The 21,785-nt window shown below is 43.8% G+C and carries 21 protein-coding genes; 18 read left to right on the top strand and 3 right to left on the bottom strand.

Annotated elements, in window-relative coordinates; genetic code table 11:
- The first annotated feature begins 270 nt into the window (after positions 1–270).
- Complete coding sequence (locus tag ACED53_RS19580) at positions 271–900, top strand: tetratricopeptide repeat protein (RefSeq protein WP_017101430.1); 630 nt, start codon at positions 271–273, stop codon at positions 898–900.
- Positions 901–951: 51 nt separating this feature from the next.
- Here ACED53_RS19580 and ACED53_RS19575 read toward each other — a convergent pair whose 3' ends face one another.
- On the bottom strand, positions 952–1,296 hold the full coding sequence (locus ACED53_RS19575) for a rhodanese-like domain-containing protein (RefSeq protein ID WP_017101429.1): 345 nt from the start codon (positions 1,294–1,296) through the stop codon (positions 952–954).
- Positions 1,297–1,422: 126 nt separating this feature from the next.
- Complete coding sequence (gene nrfA / locus ACED53_RS19570; RefSeq protein WP_017101428.1) at positions 1,423–2,853, bottom strand: ammonia-forming nitrite reductase cytochrome c552 subunit; 1,431 nt, start codon at positions 2,851–2,853, stop codon at positions 1,423–1,425.
- Between the two features lie 482 nt (positions 2,854–3,335).
- Between nrfA and nrfB the strand changes: the two genes are divergently transcribed.
- The 15 genes from nrfB to ACED53_RS19495 all read left to right on the top strand — a co-directional run bounded on the left by nrfB (position 3,336) and on the right by ACED53_RS19495 (position 18,265).
- Positions 3,336–3,920: a cytochrome c nitrite reductase pentaheme subunit gene (gene nrfB, locus ACED53_RS19565; RefSeq protein WP_017101427.1), complete on the top strand. Its 585-nt coding sequence runs from the start codon at positions 3,336–3,338 to the stop codon at positions 3,918–3,920.
- A 3-nt stretch (positions 3,921–3,923) separates the two neighbouring features.
- Positions 3,924–4,610: a cytochrome c nitrite reductase Fe-S protein gene (gene nrfC / locus ACED53_RS19560; RefSeq protein WP_004733373.1), complete on the top strand. Its 687-nt coding sequence runs from the start codon at positions 3,924–3,926 to the stop codon at positions 4,608–4,610.
- A gap of 2 nt (positions 4,611–4,612) precedes the next feature.
- The gene (gene nrfD / locus ACED53_RS19555) at positions 4,613–5,587 is read left to right on the top strand and encodes a cytochrome c nitrite reductase subunit NrfD (protein ID WP_029222996.1); all 975 of its coding nucleotides are present in this window, start codon (positions 4,613–4,615) and stop codon (positions 5,585–5,587) included.
- Between the two features lie 128 nt (positions 5,588–5,715).
- Complete coding sequence (locus ACED53_RS19550; protein WP_017101426.1) at positions 5,716–7,638, top strand: heme lyase CcmF/NrfE family subunit; 1,923 nt, start codon at positions 5,716–5,718, stop codon at positions 7,636–7,638.
- Positions 7,619–8,206 carry a DsbE family thiol:disulfide interchange protein gene (locus ACED53_RS19545; protein WP_017101425.1) on the top strand — a complete coding sequence of 196 codons (588 nt, stop codon included), beginning with the start codon at positions 7,619–7,621 and terminating at the stop codon, positions 8,204–8,206. Before ACED53_RS19550 ends, ACED53_RS19545 begins: the two co-directional genes overlap by 20 nt.
- A complete protein-coding gene (locus tag ACED53_RS19540) occupies positions 8,203–8,643 on the top strand; it encodes a cytochrome c-type biogenesis protein (protein ID WP_017101424.1) in 441 nt (146 codons plus the stop codon). The genes ACED53_RS19545 and ACED53_RS19540 overlap by 4 nt, the downstream gene beginning before the upstream one ends.
- Positions 8,644–8,732: 89 nt before the next feature.
- Positions 8,733–8,909, top strand: a complete 177-nt coding sequence (locus ACED53_RS19535; protein WP_009848837.1) for a hypothetical protein — start codon at positions 8,733–8,735, stop codon at positions 8,907–8,909.
- A 249-nt stretch (positions 8,910–9,158) separates the two neighbouring features.
- Positions 9,159–9,755: a GTP cyclohydrolase II gene (gene ribA, locus ACED53_RS19530; protein ID WP_009848836.1), complete on the top strand. Its 597-nt coding sequence runs from the start codon at positions 9,159–9,161 to the stop codon at positions 9,753–9,755.
- Between the two features lie 177 nt (positions 9,756–9,932).
- Entirely contained in the window at positions 9,933–11,192 is a 1,260-nt protein-coding gene (locus tag ACED53_RS19525; protein ID WP_009848835.1) for an imelysin family protein, read from the top strand.
- Positions 11,193–11,473: 281 nt separating this feature from the next.
- Positions 11,474–12,862 carry a di-heme oxidoredictase family protein gene (locus ACED53_RS19520; RefSeq protein WP_029225541.1) on the top strand — a complete coding sequence of 463 codons (1,389 nt, stop codon included), beginning with the start codon at positions 11,474–11,476 and terminating at the stop codon, positions 12,860–12,862.
- A 142-nt stretch (positions 12,863–13,004) separates the two neighbouring features.
- Positions 13,005–14,066, top strand: coding sequence for an imelysin family protein (locus ACED53_RS19515; protein ID WP_017101422.1), 1,062 nt, complete (start codon positions 13,005–13,007; stop codon positions 14,064–14,066).
- Complete coding sequence (locus ACED53_RS19510; RefSeq protein ID WP_032499343.1) at positions 14,056–15,144, top strand: DUF1513 domain-containing protein; 1,089 nt, start codon at positions 14,056–14,058, stop codon at positions 15,142–15,144. Before ACED53_RS19515 ends, ACED53_RS19510 begins: the two co-directional genes overlap by 11 nt.
- 80 nt (positions 15,145–15,224) lie before the next feature.
- A complete protein-coding gene (locus tag ACED53_RS19505; RefSeq protein WP_102579883.1) occupies positions 15,225–16,763 on the top strand; it encodes a murein L,D-transpeptidase in 1,539 nt (512 codons plus the stop codon).
- 199 nt (positions 16,764–16,962) lie between these two features.
- Positions 16,963–17,511, top strand: coding sequence for a YcbK family protein (locus ACED53_RS19500; protein ID WP_004733385.1), 549 nt, complete (start codon positions 16,963–16,965; stop codon positions 17,509–17,511).
- 100 nt (positions 17,512–17,611) lie between these two features.
- Complete coding sequence (locus ACED53_RS19495) at positions 17,612–18,265, top strand: MBL fold metallo-hydrolase (protein ID WP_004733386.1); 654 nt, start codon at positions 17,612–17,614, stop codon at positions 18,263–18,265.
- A 103-nt stretch (positions 18,266–18,368) separates the two neighbouring features.
- Here the strand turns inward: ACED53_RS19495 and ACED53_RS19490 are convergent, their stop codons facing one another.
- Complete coding sequence (locus ACED53_RS19490; protein WP_017101418.1) at positions 18,369–19,184, bottom strand: DUF2982 domain-containing protein; 816 nt, start codon at positions 19,182–19,184, stop codon at positions 18,369–18,371.
- A 220-nt stretch (positions 19,185–19,404) separates the two neighbouring features.
- Between ACED53_RS19490 and ACED53_RS19485 the strand changes: the two genes are divergently transcribed.
- Entirely contained in the window at positions 19,405–19,821 is a 417-nt protein-coding gene (locus ACED53_RS19485) for a hypothetical protein (protein ID WP_069591665.1), read from the top strand.
- A gap of 601 nt (positions 19,822–20,422) precedes the next feature.
- Positions 20,423–21,517, top strand: a complete 1,095-nt coding sequence (locus tag ACED53_RS19480) for a TRAP transporter substrate-binding protein (RefSeq protein ID WP_029225539.1) — start codon at positions 20,423–20,425, stop codon at positions 21,515–21,517.
- Positions 21,518–21,785 lie beyond the last annotated feature (268 nt).

Raw genomic sequence — 21,785 nt, 5'->3', positions numbered from 1 at the left:
GGATTATCTGCTAACTGCAAGATCGTTCAAGTCTTCTTAAACGATCGGCATTAGAGCCTAAGTGTTCGGTTTTTTATTGCCTGTCATTTCTCTTCTCTTCTCTTCTCTTCTCTTTTCATTTGGCTTTTGGCTTAGGTCTGAGCACCAATCTTAACCTATCGCTTTTATGCAAAAGTTTGAGCACTAAATCTCGAACGCTAAACTTTGATCAATAACGAGGCAGTACGAAAACGATAGAGTAGAGGTAGATCTAAATAAAAGGGATGTGGAATGGATATCTGGTTGTTGGTTGCGTTGGTACTAATGAGTCTGTTTTTGATCGCGGTCGTTATTGCCGCGAGCAACAATGGCAGCCACCTAAAAGGCAATGTGGTGATTTCTATTACTGCAGTGGCTTTGAGCGTACTGGTTTGGTCTCAACTGAAACAAGATTTACCTCAACTTCCTTTGGATGATAGCAATAACTACACGGCAACAGATTTCGAAGATGAGCTTCAGCAAAGCCTTGAGCAAGACCCGAATCAATCCGACTTGTGGTTTAAGCTAGGTGGTGTGTACATGCAGAAAGGGGAGTTTGATGCGGCATTCACTTGCTACGATTATGCGATTCGCTTAGATCCTCAAGCGCCTTCTGGCCTCTATGCTGCCAAAGCAACCGCACTTTATTATCTTAGCTCTCAAGCGATGAGTGATGATGTTAATGCGTTGCTGGAGCACTCAATGCAGCTTGATCCCAATGATCGTACGGCATTGATGTTGATTGCGACCGATCACTTCATCAGCATGCGCTATCAACAAGCGATTGATGCGTGGACTCAAATCTTAGATTCCAATCAAAAGGGCATTGATCGTGTCTCTATTATCCATTCGATCAACCAAGCCAAACAGATGATCCGTTAAGCTTGGCTAATTGCTAAAGAGACGATCTTACTTAAGATCTCATTTCGAAGACTATTGGTTTTCCTGCATTTCGATTAAGCCACCAGCATTGTGGATTTGAGTAAACCCTTGAGCGTGCAAGAATTGATAAGCTTGCCCTGAACGATTGCCACTGCGGCAATACAACACGATGGGCTGGTCTTTATCTATCTTAGCAAAGTGAGTAGCCACTTCAGAAAGAGGGTAGTTGATGGCGTTGTCTAGATGCCCTTGTTCGAACTCTGCAGGTGTTCTGACATCAACCACTAATGCGCCTTCCTCTATTAATTCCCACCCAGTCTCAGCACGCTCAGATGCGTGAACGCCTGAACTGAGTAGTGCAATACATAATGCCGAAAGCGAAAGTAAGATTTTCATTGTTTATTCCTTGAATTGGCGAGTGGATCGGGGTTCGATATTGATGTGTATTCCCCCAAAACCTAAAAAAACCAGCCACACAACAATAGTGTGACTGGTTTTTACTTATTGGTCTAATTGAAGAAACTAGTATTCGTAGTTGGCTTCACGCTTTTCAGCTTGCTCTTCCCATTTAGGAACAACCGTGTCTAAGAAGTGTTGTTTCTCAGCGTTCATCTTATCCATGTCCATTCCAAGCGCTTTTTGAGCCGCTTCTTTTGTCGAGATATCTGGAATCTCGATTGGATCGGTGATGCCTTTCTTCGCCAGTAGACGAACAATCTTAGTACGAGCATCCGCGGCGCGGTCAACGGCAGTACCTAGCACTTCTAGAGCGATTTCAGGTGCGTGCATGTGAATGCCGTGAGACGCGATAGCGTAGTCCCAGCGCCATTGAGCGTGACGGATATCCAGTAGGATAGGCTCCATCTCTTGCTCTGTCGCACCCGCTTCCCATGCTGCGCCTGCTTCAAAGTGAGCAGCAACGATTTGTTTCTCGGCTGTCAGCTTCATGTTCAGTACTTGCGCTTTACGGCTTGAAACGATGTTACGCATGGTTTCTTTCGATTGAGTGTGACAGTTTGCACACGTATCTTCGAAGCGGTCGAATGGGTTACCCACTTTATGGTCGGTATAAACGGTGCCATCTTCTTTGGTCACTTTCGGCATATGACAGTCAGCACAAACGACTTTGTTCTTACCGTGGATGCCTTCGCGCCATGTTTCGAAACCTGGGTGTTGTGCTTTCAGCATGGGTGCTTTCGATACTTTATGCGTCCAATCTTTAAAGTTGATTGCATCATAGTAGCGTTCCATGTCGCCAACGGTTGTACCTTGGTCCCAAGGGAATTTCACACCTTTGGTTGGCCCTGTGAAGTAGTATTCCACGTGGCACTGAGCACAAACAGAAGCTTGTTGGTCTAAGCGGCTTTGCTCATCAAACTTTTTACCAATCGTTTCAAATGCACGCTCAACGTAAGGACGAGTCACCTTCAGTGCAGGCTCACCATTCTTAAAGCCTTCGCTTTGGGTGTCGTGACAGTCTGAACAGCCAATAGGGTTAATGATCTCGTTGCCAAGACGCGCCCATTTACCTTCAAAATAACCATCTTCACCACGCTCTTCGATAACACGAGCGACATCTGGGCTCTTACAACTCCAACACGCCATTGGCATTGGACCAGAGCTTTCGTCCGTTGGGCCGCCAGTACGAAGTGTTTGTCTTACATCGTCAATGGCATAAAAGTGGCCGCGTGCTTTGTTGTAATCTTTTGCGAAGCCGTAGCCAGCCCACATGATGACCATGTTTGGATCTTCTTTTAGTGCGTCTTCAATAACTTCGCTTTCTGAAGTCTGTCTCCATGAATGATATTGATCTGGGTGGTTTTGCTCGAACTGGTCGTTACGAGGGTCGCCAATTTCTTTTTGTTCAGACGCAGCAAAACTGGTCGCGCTTGCTAGTGATGCGCTAACCATTAATAGTGCTGTGACCGAATTACGTATCCAATGCTTTTTCACAGTGATATCTCCAATATACTGATTCTTATACCAAGCGTTGTGAGTTTGCTATTCAAATTAAGAACTGGAGAATTCCTGTTTATATTAATTCATAAACAAACACATTTTGTTACGTGTTGGATATAGCTTGTCTTAGATCAATTAATGGTAGTGACTTCAATCACGTTGAAGTTTATATACCCCTAAAGAGGTATTAGGGGGTTAGTGGTATTAAAATTCAATTGAGAATTATTATCATATATAACAATCAATTACCTAGATTGACCATGATATAAATAGGGTGATTGCGTTCACAGATTAACCTATCCAAATTTCGTATTACCTAATTAGAGGTATATTCTAACTATAGAAAGCGTTGTGGCTTATCCAAAATAAGAATTGATATCATTTAAGCGGTAATAATATCGTTTAAGGGTACTTTTGTTTAACCGGAATATTATTTAGTTGAGAGTTAAATAATGCCGGTATAAGGAAAGGATAAAATGGGCAATATTAAATTGGCCATAGTCATAATGCTTAAATCCCTTCTAGCATTCTGCCTCTATGGTTATTCCATTCATGCTGTTGCTGAGCCTGCTGTTACGCCAGTAGGAGAATCAACAAGACATGAAGTCGAATTAATCCGCGACAAAGACTACAAGTGTGTTCAATGCCATAAAGATTCAAAAGAAACGGTATTGGGTTCACATGGTGAAAGTGCACACGCTTTACTTGGCCGTGAAGTAAATTGTACCGATTGTCATAGTTCAATTAGCCCCGATCACCGTGAAGGTGCGCCTGAAGTGGTGAAGTATCGCGCGGCTCAATCACAACCAGGAACCGAAAAGGTTTTCCTCGATCCTAGCTTAATTTTAGATGCCAATAGCCAATGTATCGATTGTCACAAACCTGATGATCTGCGTGAAGCTAGCTGGACTCACGATGTTCACGCGCAAAACTTAACGTGTTCAAACTGTCATGATGTTCATGCGACTGAAGCAAAGGTGTTGGGCTTAGATAAGAAGCAAACCATCAAGCTGTGTGTGGATTGCCATTCAGACTTCAACCAGAAGAAAGAAGAGGAGTAATCTATGAGCTGCTCAAGAAGAAACTTTTTAGCAGGCGCTGGTGCCGTTATTTTTACCACAGGTGTAGCGGGAACTGCGGCAGTAACAAGTCGCAAGACGCTAGCTAATGTTCAAGAAGATGGCACTAAACGTTATGGAATGATTCATGACGAAACCGCGTGTATTGGTTGTACTGCTTGTACAGAAGCGTGTCGTGAAGTGAATAAAGTACCTGAAGGCGTGTCGCGCTTAGAAATTATTAAGAGCGAACCCCAAGGCGAATATCCCAATGTTGATTACCGTTTTACTCGTAACTCTTGCCAGCATTGTGATAACGCACCTTGTGTGATGGTTTGCCCAACAGGCGCGGCCTACAAAGATGAAAAAACCGGCATTGTCGACGTTCATCAAGAGAAGTGTGTCGGTTGTGGCTATTGTCTATTGGCTTGCCCATATCAAGTGCGCTTTTTCCATCCTGAGAACAAGTCCGCAGATAAATGTAACTTCTGTCGTGATACCAATCTTGCACAAGGGAAGTTGCCAGCTTGTGTCGAATCTTGCCCGACCAATGCGCTGGTCTTTGGCGATCTAAATGACCCTGAGAGTGAGATAAACCAGGTGCTTCAATCTGAGGTGGTTTACAGAGATAAAGCTTATCTAGGTACTCAGCCAAAACTCTATAAAGTGCCGCACCAAAAAGGGGAGATTTGATTATGAGTGCATGGGACGCAGCTTTTCAGTCTGGTACGGTGGTATGGGACTGGATTATAGCAATCTATCTATTTCTCGCGGGGATGTCGGCGGGTGCCGTAATGATCTCCATTTACCTAAAACGTAAGGTCATTGAAGGCGATCCTGCTCATAATGGTGTGTTAAAGGCCACGGCTTTTCTTGCGCCATTTGGGATCATTTCAGGTTTGCTTATCTTGGTTTTCCACCTGACAAAACCATTATCCTTTTGGAAGATCATGATCTTCTATAATCCAACGTCTGTGATGTCGATGGGTGTGATCTTATTCCAAGTATATATGGTGATCTTATTCCTTTGGATCGGCATTATATTTAGAGATCAAATAGTCGTGTTCTTGAATGATCAAGCATGGCTAAAAGGGCGACTTGATTTTGTCGGTAATTGGATTGGCAAATTAGAAGTGTTTGAGAATGCTCTGGAAATATTCTTAGCTGTTCTTGCTCTGATGCTTGCCGCTTATACCGGATTCTTGCTTTCAGCTTTAAATACTTTCCCACTATTGAATAACCCAGTGCTGCCGATTTTGTTCTTATTCTCGAGCTTATCTTCGGGAGCGGCGGCGTGTATTTTATTTGGTGTGTTGGTCTTTAAAGAGTCACCTCATAGCCCGAGTATTTCATGGATCCACGGTTTTGAACGCCCGGTTGTGATGTTTGAGTTGTTTGTTCTTATTACTTTCTTTACTGGGCTGATCTTCGCTGGCGGTCAAAGTGAACAAGCAGTATGGAACGCAATTGGCAGTGGTTTCTGGGCGAGTTGGTTCTGGTATGGCGTCATCGGTGTTGGTATGGTTTTACCGTTGTTGTTGAATGCCGTCACACCAACATCAATCCGCCATAGCTCGGTGTATATTTTCTCCGTGACTTCGTTAAGCCTAATGGGCGTATTAATGCTGCGAACTTTTGTCCTTTATGCAGGGCAGTTAACGATAGCTTAATTTCGCGCAAGTTTATTAGTGAGCAGATGTTGGATACTAGACATCTGCTTATTAATGAACATGCTTTTAGTAAACATGAGATGCGTGTTCAGATCGGCTCTGCTCTAGCGGAGCCTTATTGAGGTGATATGGTCGGTTCTTTGGGGCTGTTTAGTTTAGTGTTGGTTGCTGTACTCAGTAGCATTATTGGTGTGCATTCGTTTTATCAAATGCTAAACAAACGGACGCAAAATATAAGTTTAATCCGCAGTTTCTCTCTTTCAAGTGCATTGTTTTCTCTCACTTCTGTCGCATTGCTTGGCTATGCTTTTGTCAGTGATGACTTCTCTATTCTCTATGTCGCTGAACATTCAAATACTCAATTACCCTCATTTTTTAAGCTAGCAGCCGTATGGGCGGGCCATGAAGGTTCTTTGTTATTTTGGGTACTGACGATCAGCGTCTGGTCTGGCGTGATTGCCTTACAAAAACACTATTCGAATGAATACCAAAGCCGTGTGTTGTGGGTAATGAATCTACTGCTCGCGATATTTGCTTGGTTCACCTTATTTTCATCAAACCCATTTGAAATGAATTCGATCTTGCCGCTAGAAGGGCGTGACCTTAACCCAATGTTACAAGATGTCGGCCTGATCTTTCACCCTCCATTGCTTTACCTTGGCTATGTCGGCTTTTCTGTGGTGCTGGCATTTGCAGTTGCCGCTTTGCTGGTTGACCCTATTGAGTTTGATTGGGTTGCTCATTGTCGCAGTTGGTGTCTAGTCGCTTGGATCTTTTTAACCGCAGGGATCATTCTTGGCTCTTGGTGGGCGTATTACGAATTAGGTTGGGGCGGCTGGTGGTTCTGGGATCCTGTTGAAAATGCCAGTTTGTTGCCGTGGCTCACTTCGACAGCCTTGCTGCATTGTTTAGGTGTTGCCAAAGGTAAACAACAGCTTCTGAAGTGGTCTCTAAGCCTTGCTTTCATTACATTTTGTTTGAGTATATTAGGCACATTTATTGTTCGTTCTGGTGTACTCACATCAGTACACGCTTTCGCTGTCGACCCGACCAAAGGTATCGCACTACTACTTATATTGATGTTGGTGCTAGTGAGCTCTTTCTCTCTTCTTATCATCAGAGGGGAATCTTTTGAATCTAACCCGATTACTAGCTTCGCCAGTAAGAGCTTTTTAAGCCTAGTTGCGGTGCTCATTTTTGTATTAGCGACCGCTGTTGTGGCGTTTGGTACATTTTATCCAATGGTCTTTGAACTGCTTGGGTTAGGTAACATATCGGTCGGTGCGCCATACTTTAACCTACTGATTGCGCCTTTGGCTTTGCTCGCACTTGGCGTGGTTGGCTTAGCCCCATTGTTGAGTGTTAAACCTCAAGCAACCAAAGGTGTTATTTCATTGTTAGCTTTGGTGTCGTTGGCATTGGGTTACGTTTGTTATTCATGGCAAGTGGAACAAGTCCAACGACAAGTGATAGCTCTGATGACATGGGCACTCGCATTTTGGGTTTTACTCACTCATGTTTATGGCTTAGCGGTAACGCGCAGTTCCAAGTTCCAACGAAAAGTCTGGGTGATGACATTTGCCCATGTTGGTGTCGCGGTATTAGCGGTAGGTGCGGCAATGAATAGCTACCACTCGTTTGAGCGCAGCTATAAACTGAGCCCAGGAGCACAAGTAGAGTTCATGGATTGGACGCTTGCTCATGAAGATACAGAGCTTTATGTCGCTTCAAATTTTACCGCTGAAAAGGCGATACTTAAGCTAGATACTGGCGAGCAAGATTTTTCCATTACACCTGAAAGAAGACATTACCAAGTTCGAGTGATGAACATGAGCGAGCCCGCAATGAAATGGTTCTGGCATGGCGATGTGTATATCACCATGGGTGAGAAAGTTGACGCTACCGCTTATGCATTTCGAGTTCAGTATAAAGCGTATGCTCGTTGGATATGGTTCGGTGGGCTGTTCTCAATTCTAGGTGCTGTGCTTTCACTGACCAATCGTAAAAAGAAAACCGTTAAGGCTGCACAGTATGCATACCAGCGTTCGTAATAAACTCATTGCTCTATTTTCAGTGGCTTTTGCTTTGGTCGTTGCATTTTCATATGCGCTCGACAGTAAGCAACAAACGACCAGCGTTTCAGAGCAAAAAAGGGCTTTCCCTGAATTTACGGCAGAAAAACTCGTTACTGATGAGTCATTCGATTCTGAAGCATTAAGCTCTGAAATATTAAGCTCTGAAACGGCTAAGCTTACGCTTACTGATATTACTCAACATCCTTACCAACTGGTCAATGTATGGGCTTCATGGTGCGGAATATGTAAAACCGAGCACGCTTTTTTGCTCGAACTACAAAAGGAAGGTATTCCAATTGTTGGTCTCAATTATCGAGATAATCCCGGTGCTGCGCTCAATGTATTAACCAACGACGGCAATCCGTACGCAACTGTGATCAGTGATCCTCAAGGGAAGTTGGCTTTAGAACTCGGTGTCATAGGGACTCCTGAGACGTATTTAGTCGATGCTGAAGGCCAAATAGTGAAGAAGTTGCTAGGTGTGATTAATGAATCGGTTTGGCGCAAAGAACTCGCTCACTATTTTAAAGGTACAAATGGATGATGAAGTTCCTGCTCAACATAGTGCTCACACTTAGCGCCGCTATTGTCGTCAACTTCCCTGTAATAGCCGAGGACTTGTTTACGGCGAGTGATAAAGATACAAGCATTCAGGTAGAGTTATTTGAGTTTGAAAGCCCTAATCAACAACAGCGTGCTATTAGTTTGGCAAAATCGCTGCGCTGCCCACAATGTCAGAATCAAAATCTGATTGAGTCGAACTCTCCCATAGCAAAAGATTTACGCCTTGTTGTATTCAATATGGTGAAAGCAGGGAAGAGTAACAATGAAATCACTCAGTACATGACAGAAAGGTTTGGTGAATTTGTGCTTTATAAGCCAGCAATGAGTGTTTCAAACATATTACTTTGGTTGTTACCGAGCCTATTATTTCTTTTGTTTGTATATTTATCAGTAGCGAGTGTTAGGAATGACTCATAAAAATTGTGTATTACTGTTTACCAATTGAGCTGTATTTTGTAATATTAACGGATTATAAAGGCTAAGCACTGTTATATAAGGATGTGTTTGTGGATAACGTAATCTCAAATTTAAAAAAAGAGTTCTATACTCATGTCCGTTCTGATAAATGGGCAGAAAAATACAGTGCAAAGTCGAGCATCTCTACACTGACACAAGAAGAGTTAAGTGAATTAGAGAATGCTTGGGTGCAGCTTGTTATCTGGAAGCAAACTCAACTAAGCTGATCGTTCCGCAAAAAGTGTAGTCTTAGCCGCAATTGATTGATTTATAACCCCATGTTGGTCATCCCAACGTGGGGTTTTTTGTTACCTAGAAAATTAATTGTTATAATATAACAATTTGTACGTGGTCGACCTTGAAAAAAATTGTTAACAGCCTCATAGTGTCTATCATTAGATAGTTAGCTACAAAATATTGCCTAGACATATAGTGTAGTGTTGTTAAATACATCGAATTTTCAAGTGAGTATAGCTATGGCGGAAGTGCGTGCCAGAATAGATTTCAAAGTAGGGGTAACAAGCAGTATTGATGCTGAACTTCTGTCTTTTCATGGATTGAAAACAGATAAAGAGCATGTTGCTGTGATATTTAAATCAGCGGATAAGACACAAGACATACCTCTTGTTCGTATGCACTCTGAGTGCCTGACTGGTGATGTTTTTCATTCTTCTCGCTGTGACTGTGGTGAGCAGTTAGATGAAACCATCAGAATTATGGGTGAGACGGGGGGAGTGATTCTTTACTTACGCCAAGAAGGTCGTGGTATTGGTTTGTATAACAAAATCGATGCGTACCGTCTGCAAAGCGAAGGCATGAACACCTATGAAGCGAATAACCACCTAGGTTTTGGTGATGATTTACGCGACTTTACCGAAGCGGCAGAAATGCTTCGCGCTTTAGGAACCACAAAAATCCGCTTGGTTACTAACAACCCTAAGAAGATCAATGAGCTGAAATCTTTCGGTATTGAGATTGAAGAAGTGGTGAATACTTCTGCACATATCAAGTCGGGAAATGAGAGTTACCTGAAGGCGAAAGTCTCACACGGTAAGCATAATCTGGATATTTGATAAGCTTCCTTTTATTGCTATAGCACAAAAGTATTTAAAGACCTCACAAGTGTGAGGTTTTTTTGTATTTATCTTGCAATAAAATTGTAAGTTTGTATTATTCAAATCTGTAGTGTAAATGATAATGGTTTGCACTATTACTACGAATAATAATTCAAAGCTCAACAAGGATGCTTCATGACCATTAAATCTTTAGTGACAAAAGCCGTAACTTCGTCACTCATTTTTGCCTCTGCTTCTTCTTTTGCAGCAGTAACTCAAGATCAAGTTGTAGAACATTACGCCGATATTGCTCATGCAGTGTTTGCAGATTCAGTAATTACAGCAAAAGCGTTGAACTCTTCTATTGATACCTTCTTAGCTTCTCCTTCTGCTGGCAATTTCGAACAAGTAAAGCAAGCTTGGCTAGACTCTCGTGTACCTTACCAACAGTCTGAAGTATTTCGCTTTGGTAACGTTGTTGTAGATGATTGGGAAGGCCAATTAAATGCATGGCCGCTAGATGAAGGCCTTATCGATTACGTTTCGACTGATTACCAATATGAACTTGGTAACGAAGGCGCTAGCGCAAACATCGTTGCAAATAAGACTTTCCAAATTGGTCAGACAACAGTAGACGCAACTAACATTACTCCAGAGCTAATTGCAGACCTGAACGAGATCGGTGGTTCTGAAGCGAACGTAGCGTCTGGCTACCACGCGATTGAATTCCTACTTTGGGGCCAAGATTTAAACGGTACTAACAGCGGTGCAGGTGAGCGTGCTTACACTGATTTCGTTGTTGGTGCTGAGTGTACTAATGGTAACTGTGACCGTCGTGGCGCATACCTAAAAGCATCAGCTGAACTACTTATCCAAGACCTAGAGTGGATGGAAAAGCAGTGGGCTGAAGGCGAGAAAGGCAACTACCGTCAAGAGCTTCTTTCTGAATCTAGCGAGAACGGCCTACGTAAAATGCTATTTGGTATGGGCTCACTATCTCTAGGTGAACTAGCGGGTGAGCGTATGAAAGTTGCACTAGAAGCAAACTCTACTGAAGACGAGCATGATTGTTTCTCGGATAACACGCATAACTCTCACTACTACAACGAGCAAGGTATCTACAACGTATACACCGGCTTGTACAAGCGTGAAGATGGTTCTCTACTTTCTGGTCCTAGCCTGTTTGACCTAGTAGAGCAAAAAGACGAGCAAGCGGCGAAAGAGATTCAAAAGCAGTTTGACCTAGCACGTGCGCAAGTTGGTCAACTTGTTGTGTCAGCAGAGAAAAATAACCAGCACTTCGATCAGCTAATTGCTGCTGACAACGCTGCAGGTAACGCGCTAGTAAACAAAACAATTGTTGCGCTAGTGTCTCAAACCGCTGCAATCGAGCGTGCTGCTGGTGTTATTGGCATTGATAGCCTAAACCCAGACACAGCGGATCACGAGTTCTAAGAACCCGAGGTTAATACCAATCGTAGTAAATAACTGGTCAGCCTAGCTAGTTAAAACGCTCGATAACTGCGTTGTAATTTTTGATTGTAGAATAACTACTTATCAGAAAATCACGCCTTGTTCTCAAGCCTTTTTCCTGAGCTATTTCTGATCACTTACTTACTGTGATTGGTATAGAACTAATGTAAGGGCTCTTATTGAGCCCTTAATTGTTTGTTATTCAAAAAAGTTACTCTCTAATAAAAACTAAAACTAAAATCAAAAACACAGCAAGGCAATGTATGAAGTCGTATCTCTCAGCCTCACTATTAACCGCACTGTTTTTCTTATCTCCATTGCACGCCCATGAAACCTACTCTGGAGGCAAAACCACAGTAAAGAAAGAGGGCGCGAACGCTTTTTCTCTTCCTGCAGCCAACCTTCCAATGAGCAAACGTTTGGATTTCAGCGTAGGTAACAGCTTCTTTAGAAACCCTTGGGTTCCTGCGCCGTCATCAACCGATGCGCGTGATGGATTAGGTCCATTGTTCAATACCAACGGTTGTCAAAACTGTCACATCAAAGATGGTCGTGGTCATGCGCCTGAAAAAGATGACCAGAACGCGGTTTCATTGTTGGTCCGCTTAAGTATCCCTGCTGAAACGCCAGAGCAGAGACAAGCCTTCATTCGTGATGGTGGTATTCCTGAACCAACTTACGGCGGCCAGTTACAAGATTTCGCGCTTCAAGGTGTAAAACCCGAGGGCAAAGTGAACATCAGCTACACCGATGTTCCTGTTGAATTCAAAGACGGTACAGTCGTTACTTTGCGTAAACCAATTTTAAAGATTACTGATCTTGCCTTTGGCGAGATGCATCCTAAAACTGAGTTTTCAGCTCGTGTTGCGCCGCCAATGATTGGCCTTGGTTTACTTGAAAGCATCCCGCAAGAAACGATTCTCGGATTTGCTAAACAGCAGTTGGCCGACAAGCAAGGTGTTTCAGGCAAAGCGAACTACGTTCTTGATGTTCAAACTAACGATATGGCGTTGGGTCGATTCGGTTGGAAAGCTGGCCAGCCAAACCTAATACAGCAAAATGCGGCTGCGTTTAACGGTGATTTGGGCTTAACGAGTCGCTTATTCCCGAATGAAAACTGCACATCAGCGCAATCAACCTGTGATGATTTTCCGAATGGTGGCGAGCCAGAAGTCAGCGACAATATTCTAGATTTTGTTGAGTTCTATTCGCAGCATTTAGCGGTCCCTATTCGTCGCAACGTCGACAACCCAGCCGTCGTGCAAGGTAAAAAATTATTCAAAGACGTTGGTTGTCAGAGTTGCCACCAAGCTGAAATTCGCACAGCAGAGCGTGAAGGGTTACCTGCGTTGTCTAAGCAATTAATCAGTCCGTATACCGATATGTTGTTGCACGATATGGGGGAAGGCTTAGCCGACAATCGCCCTGAATATCTTGCCAATGGCCAAGAGTGGCGTACGACGCCATTATGGGGATTAGGCTATACCAAAGAAGTGAATGGTCATACGTTCCTGCTTCATGACGGTCGCGCAAGAAACGTTATGGAAGCGGTACTTTGGCACGGTGGTGAAGCAGAAATGGCGAAACAAAACGTTCTGTCTTTGAATGCCACTGAGCGTGAAGCACTACTGGCGTTTTTGAATTCGCTATAGTCGGTCTGAGATTCAGACATTCAAAGATCGAGTTAACCCAAAGAACACAACCGCTGAACGTGTAGGAATACGAGTTCAGCGGTCGTTTGGTATTTAATGAACTCATATAATTAAAAGAAAAATTAGGAAGTAAGGTAACAGCATGACGCATAAATTTTTGTTAATGCCTTTGTCGGTATTAATCATGGCAGGCTGCCAATCATCGGGTGAGCAAGCTGCTTCATCTGAGGTTAATGGTGTTTCTTATCAAGCAGATACGACCGATCACATCAGTCGCAGTGTCTATCAACAAGAGTTTGATTCTGCAGTCCTATTCGCCAAGCAAGCCAACGAGCTAGAAGTCTTGATGCAGGGTTATTGCCAAACCAACAATGTAGAACTAGATGCGTTGAAAAATCAGTGGCAGCTCACCATGAACAGCTGGATGGCACTACAAGGCCAAGAAAGAGGCCCAACAGCAGCGCTTGAAGAGAGCTGGAATGTTCAATTCTGGCCAGACAAAAAGAACACAACGGGTCTTAAGATGCGTCAGCTAACTCAGCAGAACAAAGCTTGGACTCAAGACGAAATCGCGCAGCAGAGTGTGACCGTTCAAGGGCTAGGTGCGTTGGAATGGTCGCTTTATGACGAGCAATCGCCACTGCTTGAAGACAAAGCGCTAGGTTGCCAATCATCACAAGCGATTACTGAAAACTTAGCGATTAAGTCATCTTCGATTGCACAGGCATGGCAGGTTAACCCTTGGCTAGCGCTAGACGAGACTCGCTGGGAGTCTGAATACATCGCTTTATTGACCAACCAACTTGATTACAGCATGAAAAAGCTGAGTCGCCCGATGGCGAAAATTGGTCATCCGCGTCCTTACTTCTCAGAATCATGGCGTGCACAAACCTCGATGACTCAACTAAAAGCGAATGTAGCAGCACTTCAGAATTTGTACCTTGCCGATGGCAATGGTCTAGACGGCTTGTTGAGAGAGAAGGGCTTAAACGACCTAGCTGATCGCGTTGCTGACCAGTTCACATTGACGCTAGATACTTGGCCTACAGACTCAAGCTTGTTTGAGTTATTGCAGAGCAAAGAGGGCTATAGAGATGTGCTGACTCAATACAACAAACTAGAACGTTTGAAGTACCTCATTCATGAAGAAGTGGCGATAGAGCTTGGCGTGGTAATAGGATTTAATGCTACCGATGGTGACTGATACTACGCGAAGAACGCTACTCAAAGCTGCACTGGGTTGTGCAGCTGTTCCATTGCTTCCGTTTGGCTGCGCTAGTCGCTCTGGTGCTGTGAGCTCATCTAGTGAGCCTCAATTAATCGGTTGTGCGCTGAATGGGCGAGGTCAATATTCAGCGGTTGTGGCTGACGAATATGGAATGCCATTGAGTCAACTGCCGATCCCAGATCGTGGTCATGGCGTCGCGATTTGCCCAACTTCATCACATGCGGTGGTGTTTGCTCGTCGTCCTGGTGACTATTTTATGGTGTTTGACTATAAAAACGGTCAGCAGATCAAAATGGTCGTGAAAGGTAACAACCGTCACTTCTATGGTCATGGCGTTTACTCATTAGATGGCAAGTTACTGTATGCCACTGAAGGGAAAACGGACAGCAGCCAAGGTGTGATTGGCGTTTACGATGTCGCGCAAGGCTATCGTAAGGTCGAAGAGTTCAGCGGTTTTGGTATTGGGCCTCATGAAGTGATCATCATGCCGGATGGTAATCTCGCGATCGGCGTTGGTGGCGTTCATACTGATGGTAGAACACCGAAAAACCTCGATTCGATGCAGCCGAGCTTGAGTTATGTTTCTCCTGAAGGTGTGTTACTTGATCAGGTTGAATTGTTGGATAAGAAGCTGAGCATTCGACACTTAGCCCATGATGGTGCTGAAACCGTGCTTTGTGGCCAGCAATATCGTGGTGAACCAGATGAGTATCCTTCGCTATTGGCGATGCATACTAAAGGAGGCCAGTTTGAATCACTTAACGCAGAGCCAGAGCAATGGGCAAGGTTCAATCACTATATCGCCAGTATTGCGGCGTCAGACGATTGGATTATTGCGACTTCGCCAAGAGGCAACTGCTACGGTATTTGGTCTAAAGAAACCAAAGAATTAGCAGAACTGTCTGCATTATCTGACGCTTCTGGTGCTGTGCTGCTTGATGGTGAGTTTCGATTAAGCTCTGGGGCGGGAAGTGTGGTAAGCCAGAGCAAGCCTTATGAGAAATCAACTCAGCAATCATCGGTCCAGTGGGACAACCATTGGAGTTCAATCTGATTTATAAAGCCTCTTAAAAATAACATGCTTACTCCGATTTCTTTGCCATACTTATGAGATGGTTGGTGATGGAGTTAAGCATGTTCGCAAAATACTTCTGTGGATTATTAGTTCTAGTTTCTGTGCACGCATGGAGCTATACGAGTTCTGACGAGAGCCGATTTATTCCGGCTGATTCAGAGCTCTCTTTTATGCTGATTTATCCAGAGCTTACCCAGAGTATCTATCAAGACTCATCTCTGCCTATTCTTTGGGATTCTCCTGAACTTGTTAAGGCGTTTGAATTTCAATTGTCGCTTCTCGAACAAGCTCAAATGGCACCACTCTTCGATCTACAACTCAAGCAAATTCGTCACTATCAATCCCATGCTCAATGGCAAGAGTTGGACATATTACTCACCGATACTTTTATCTATTACCTAAGCTACGTTGAAAATGCGCCACTTGCCGGTAAAGAGTGGTACTTCTCGGGCAAGCTGCATTCCAAATTACCCGCGCCTTCTCCGCATATTCTGATGAGATTGAAAAGCAGCGTCGCCAATGATTACTTATTGGAAATGGTGTTGTCTTACGCGCCGCCTGTTGGGGATTTTGACCAATTTAAAGCAACCTATTCGGTGTTAGAAACCGCCTCTGAACTCAATATCGAACGATATAGACAGAAAGGTTTAAAGCGATTAGGTGATCAGCTTTCAGACAAAACGGTTCTTGTTGAGCGCATTGCTTTGGTTGGTGTTGATACCTCGATGATCGCGGTCGATTTTCCCGAGTTCGATCGAGATCTGCAAACGGCGATTAAATCTTTTCAGCGCATGCACGGCCTTACAGACGATGGGATCGTCGGGCCAGATACGATCAAATGGATCAACATGAGCTTTGATGATCGATTGACTTCATTGGCTCTGAATGCCGAACGTGTTCGTTTGTGGCCTAGAGACAGAGACTCTCTCATCGTCGTCAATGTCCCTAGTTTTGATATGAAGTATTGGGAAGGCGGCGAAGAGGTCTTTGAGTCCAAAGTCGTGGTGGGCAGAAAGTCGCGAAAAACACCACTTTTAGAGATAAATCTCGATTCGGTCATCCTAAACCCGACTTGGAACGTACCATGGAAAATCATGGTGAAAGACATCTTGCCTAAAGTAAAAGCGGACGAAAGCTACCTAGAAACACACAACTTCCAGGTTATTGATGGTTGGCGCACCATGGAAACCGTCGACACCACAGATATCGATTGGCAGACCATCAATTTCAATTCGTTCCCGTATCGAATGCGTCAACAGGCGGGCTCACGTAATGCACTAGGTTTGTACAAGTTCAACACACCCAACAAGCGAGCCATCTACCTGCACGATACACCAAGTAAAGGCCTGTTTAATGATGACTTCCGAGCTTATAGTTCAGGTTGTATACGTGTCGAACATGCAGAGGAATTGGCTGAATTGTTGTTTGCCACCAAGGTAAGGAAAGTCCCTAACCAAAGTAACGACCTTGCTCCTAATACTAAGGTTCGCCTCAAGAAGCGAATCCCCGTACATATCATTTATCAAACCGTATTGTTTGAAGAAGGGGGCATACAGTATCGTGGTGACATCTATCAATATGATAAAGAGGGTGGTTAATTATCAGTGAAGCCAATAAGGGTGATCTTGACCAAAAAATGACAACCAAGCTTCTATTGATAAAATTATAATGTGGATCAATAACTAACCGTGCAAAGGTTACAAATACTAACCTTTTGGGCGGTTTTTGTACGTTGACGCAGCAATTACCATTATGTATCGTGCATTTTTCGTTCGATATAATTGGTTTTTTTGCTGTATGTCTCAAAGTTTATTTTCACGCCGTCAGTTTCTGACTTACGCTGGTGGTACCGCTGTTGTCGCCTCAATTACTCCTTCTATCGCTTTTGCTTCATACCCTGATCAACCAAGAACGATTAGCATGAACAATCTTCACACTGGTGAACGATTAGAGACCTGTTATTTCGATGGCACTAACTATGTTGGTGACGAGATGGCACGCCTCAGCAAATTATGTCGCGATTTCCGCCGTAATGAAATTCACCCAATGGATAAGAACCTGTTTGATCAGATCACTCAGATTCAAAATGTCTTAGGTATTCAAAAAGAAGTTCAAATTATCTCTGGTTACCGTTCTCCTGCGACCAATGAAGCATTGCGCTCTAAGTCGAGTGGCGTAGCTAAGAAGAGCTACCACATGTTGGGTAAAGCGATTGATTTCCGTATTGATGGCGTCAACCTAAAAGAATTAAGAGACGTAGCTAAAAGCCTGAATGCGGGTGGTGTCGGTTATTATGCACGTAGCAACTTTATCCATATCGATACTGGCCCAGTTCGCAGCTGGTAGCGCTAGGCTTAGATTGCGAGCGAAACGGTAGGGACTTGTCAAAGTAGACATCCAATGTCATAGTTTGCCCAAATTTCAGTTTGCCCTCTAAGGTTTGTATATGTCTCTTAAGTATCAAGTTGTCCCTGTTACCTCGTTCTCTCAAAACTGCTCAATTGTGTGGTGTGATGAGACAATGGAAGGCATTGTTGTCGATCCGGGCGGTGATGTTCAGCAACTGGCTGCTATCATCGAAGAGTTAGGTGTTAAAGTGGTGAATTTGGTATTGACTCACGGTCACCTAGACCATGTGGGCGGAACAGTACCGCTTGCTGAGATCTTGAACGTGAACATTGTTGGCCCGCATAAAGCCGATAACTTTTGGCTTCAAGGTCTAGAGAATCAAAGCCAGATGTTTGGTTTCCCACTGTGCAAAGCCTTTGAACCAAACACATGGTTGGAAGAGGGCGACAAAGTTACTTTTGGTAACCAAGTGATTGATGTGATTCATACTCCGGGTCATACGCCTGGTCACGTTGTACTGTTCAGCGAGCAAGCGCGCATGGCGTTTGTTGGTGATGTTTTATTTAACGGTGCTATTGGTCGTACGGATTTCCCTCAAGGTGATTTCAACACGCTAATTGCTTCAATCAAGACTAAGCTTTGGCCGCTAGGCAGTGATGTAACATTCGTACCGGGTCATGGTCCTGAGTCAACATTTGGCCGTGAGCGCGCATCAAACCCATTCGTAGCAGATGAAATGCCTCTGTACTAGGTCTTTGATTTAATAGAAGAACGATTGAAAATGAAGCTTAGCTTTTCCTATGAAAGCTAAGCTTTTTTATTGCGTGCGAGTTTATTTTTAAACCTGTTTAATTTTAATCAGAAAGACGCCCGGCAGCCGCCAAGTAGCGTCGAGCAAGTCCAATAAACTCTTCTCCACTCATATTCAAATCTTGAGTTGATATGAAAATATCGTAGCCGTGGAAACCCCTCTGATATTTCATTCTGTTGGCAAGCATCGCCTGCAATCCTGAATAGTCTTTAATCACTGCGTTTTGCGCATTCGATTTATGGGATTTCGATTCATGGGATGAATCTGGGCTAGTCTGTGTTTGGCTATCGTTGAAGATAACCTCGTCAGTATTTTGTGACTCTTTATATCTGTTCAGTTCCACACAACCGCTCTCAGTGCAGCGCGCATGGTAATGCGATGAGTCTAAAACCATATCTTCAAAGTTCGATTCTTTACCCGCTTGCTTCGCTCCCAAGTACAAAAGTGCTCGTTGGCTGAGCAGTAATTCACAAGTGATTTTAGGGCAAATTGAATCGAGGTAGGGCGAGTAATCTTTAACCTTGATACCAATCCAAGGAAGAGGTTGGTGCCATCCATCTTGCTCATAGGTACAAAGCCCAATCTTTTGGATGTTATTCCATTTTAAAACCCACCCGCCTTTATAAAAATGCTGCTGAAAATGAGTCGGTGTGAGGGTGAACATCACTCTGCTGCGCAACATTAAATAATAGCCAACTCCTAGTAGGGCAATAATGCAAAAAGCACCCACGATCAGTAACTTTGGGTTGTCACTGTAGAGCGCAACGATCAAGCAAACGAAGCCTAAAATGATGGCGAGAATACGATACGAACGTTTGAATGAAGGCAAAGAGAAATTTGTAAGGTGACGAGTGTCCATAGGCAACACCAAATTTTCATATTTTTGTCTGGATGGATAACCAGTGTATATGACCCTGAATTGATAAGTCGATGATTAAATAATAGACGCTAGTAGACAATATCGGTATTTTTCGTCGACTTTCGACGCTTCACTCTACAAATAGCTCCGGTTTTTTGGTATAAATCGCGCTTCAAATTTTCACCACTGCGAAAAGAGCAGTGAACTGGAGAAATATTCAATGAGACTTGCTCATAAGCGTAAGGTGCAGGCTAAACTGCAGAAACGCACTAAAGCGGCTGTAGTTAAAGCAGTGGCAACGCCGAAAAAAGCGAAGCCTGTCGCAGAGAAAGTTGTAGCAGAAAAAACTGTAGCAGCAAAACCAGCGGTAGAGAAAGCAGTAGCAGCAACTAAAGAAGTTGCAGTAGCAGCAACTAAAGAAGTTGCAGTAGCACTGACTCCTAAGCAACAACAAGTTCTAGACATCGTTGTTAGCAATGCTGAAGGCATTAACCCTAAAGGTATCGGCCTAGCAGCTGGTCAAGAAGACGCGAAAGCAGCTTCATGGGCAACAGGCGCATTGAAAAAACTTCTTGAAGAAAACCTAGTAGCGAAAGAGCAACTTGCAGGTAACAAGGTTATCTACAAAGCTATGTAATCCCGCGGGATTACATTCGCTTCGTTAAAGTTTTTAAGCCTCGATTATCGAGGCTTTTTTGTATCTGACGGATCATGTTAATCTCAATCTCTAAATCCAACCCCCTAAACCCATACTCATATTCAAACCTAGCATTCGAACCTAGCCCCAGAAGCCTTACTTCCAATCGGCTGGCCCCTTCCGTTATTCACCTGTCTTTCGCGTGTCCCATGTTTCGAATCAGTAAGCACCAAAGTAGGGCGTCTGATTCTCTGAAACTTTGATTCTCATGGGTTGAATGCATTTAAGTGCGTATTCGATGTGTGGCGAGAATAGAGCTTCCTCACGAAATGGAAATCAATTGTTAATGCAGTTTCACTATAACTACTTAGGTATTTATCAATACTAATTACCCTAACGAATCTCCCAGAGCCTTTAAAATCGACATCGCTAAATTATCTCCTACGTAGTTCTACGTAATCCTTTGGTCTAATACGCAGTTTGTGTGGGTCTGTCGTGCGTGCTCTCCCTGATATCTAGTTGCCTCATCAAGGTGCACTCTTATGTTGAACCATAAAAAATACTCACAGAAAGAGTGTTAATCCAACAAAAGGACGTGAACATGAGTCTCATTTCTAACTCCCTCACACGAGTTTTTAAAAACGTTGCGGTTACTGCAGCGGCTTGTTTAGCTTTGGTCGCAACTGGCGCCACAGCTGCTGATAAGGTTTATCGCTTGAAACTCGCTGAAACATGGGGACCAAACTTCCCTGTTTTCGGTGATGCAACCAAAAACATGGCTGCGATGGCTGAGAAGATGTCGAATGGTCGACTGCAAATCAGAATCGATTCAGCAAACAAACACAAAGCACCGCTTGGCGTTTTTGACATGGTTAAGTCTGGTCAATACGACATGGGTCACTCAGGCTCTTACTACTGGAAAGGTAAAGTTCCAAACACTCTTTACTTCACTTCTATGCCTTTCGGTATGACGCCAGCTGAACAATATGCGTGGTTCTATCACGGTGGCGGTATGGAGTTGATGGAGCAGGTTTACTCTCCACACAACCTAATGTCGTTCCCAGGTGGTAACACGGATATTCAGATGGGTGGTTGGTTTCAAAAAGAGATCAACAGCGTTGAAGATCTAAAAGGTCTGAAAATGCGAATCCCAGGCTTTGCTGGTGAGATCCTTGCGGAGCTAGGTGCTAAACCTACCAATATTGCCCCAGGTGAGCTTTACACGTCTTTAGAGCGTCGCACGATCGATGCACTAGAGTGGGTGGGTCCATCTCTTGATTTACGAATGGGTTTCCACAAGATCGCGCCTTACTACTACACAGGTTGGCATGAGCCGGGTTCAGAGCTTCAATTCCTAGTAAACAAACGTACTTGGAACAAGCTGCCTGAAGACTTACAAGAAATCTTGCGTGTTGCAATGCGTACAGCGGCTTACGACATGTATACACAAGCAACGCACGAAAGTGGAAAGAACTGGGTTTCAATGAAAACAGAATACCCAGACGTACAAGTTAAAGATTTCCCACCAGAGGTTATGTCTGCACTGAAAGAAGCGAACGATCGCCTACTTGCTAAGCACGCTGAGAAAGATGCATTGGCAAAAGAGATTCAAGCTTCACAAGCAAGCTACCTAGAGCAAGTACGCTCATGGACAGATATTTCACATAGAGCTTATTTAAATAGCCAAGCGAAATAGTCGACAGTTTTTGAACTGAAGCTAAATGAACCCAAAGCTATTCTTGTTAGGTAACTAAGAGTGACTAAGCGGCGGGTTCATTTTAACCATAATAACTAGGGCGTGTTGACCTTTCGAGCTGATTTTTGCAGCGAGTTGCTGGGTATTTATACAAGGCAGAGGATTTGATGTGTAGCTAGCCTCCATGAGAAGTCGATAACGTAGTAGAAATGGCCAGCAAACGCTGCCCGAAGGGTTCGGCTAAAAGCGTTTTACTCTTTGTTGAGGG

This window comes from Vibrio sp. 1F169, assembly GCF_041439605.1.
Classification (GTDB): Bacteria; Pseudomonadota; Gammaproteobacteria; order Enterobacterales; family Vibrionaceae; genus Vibrio; species Vibrio tasmaniensis_A.
Note: the sequence above shows the minus strand (reverse complement) of the source record. Positions and strands in the feature narration are given on the sequence as shown.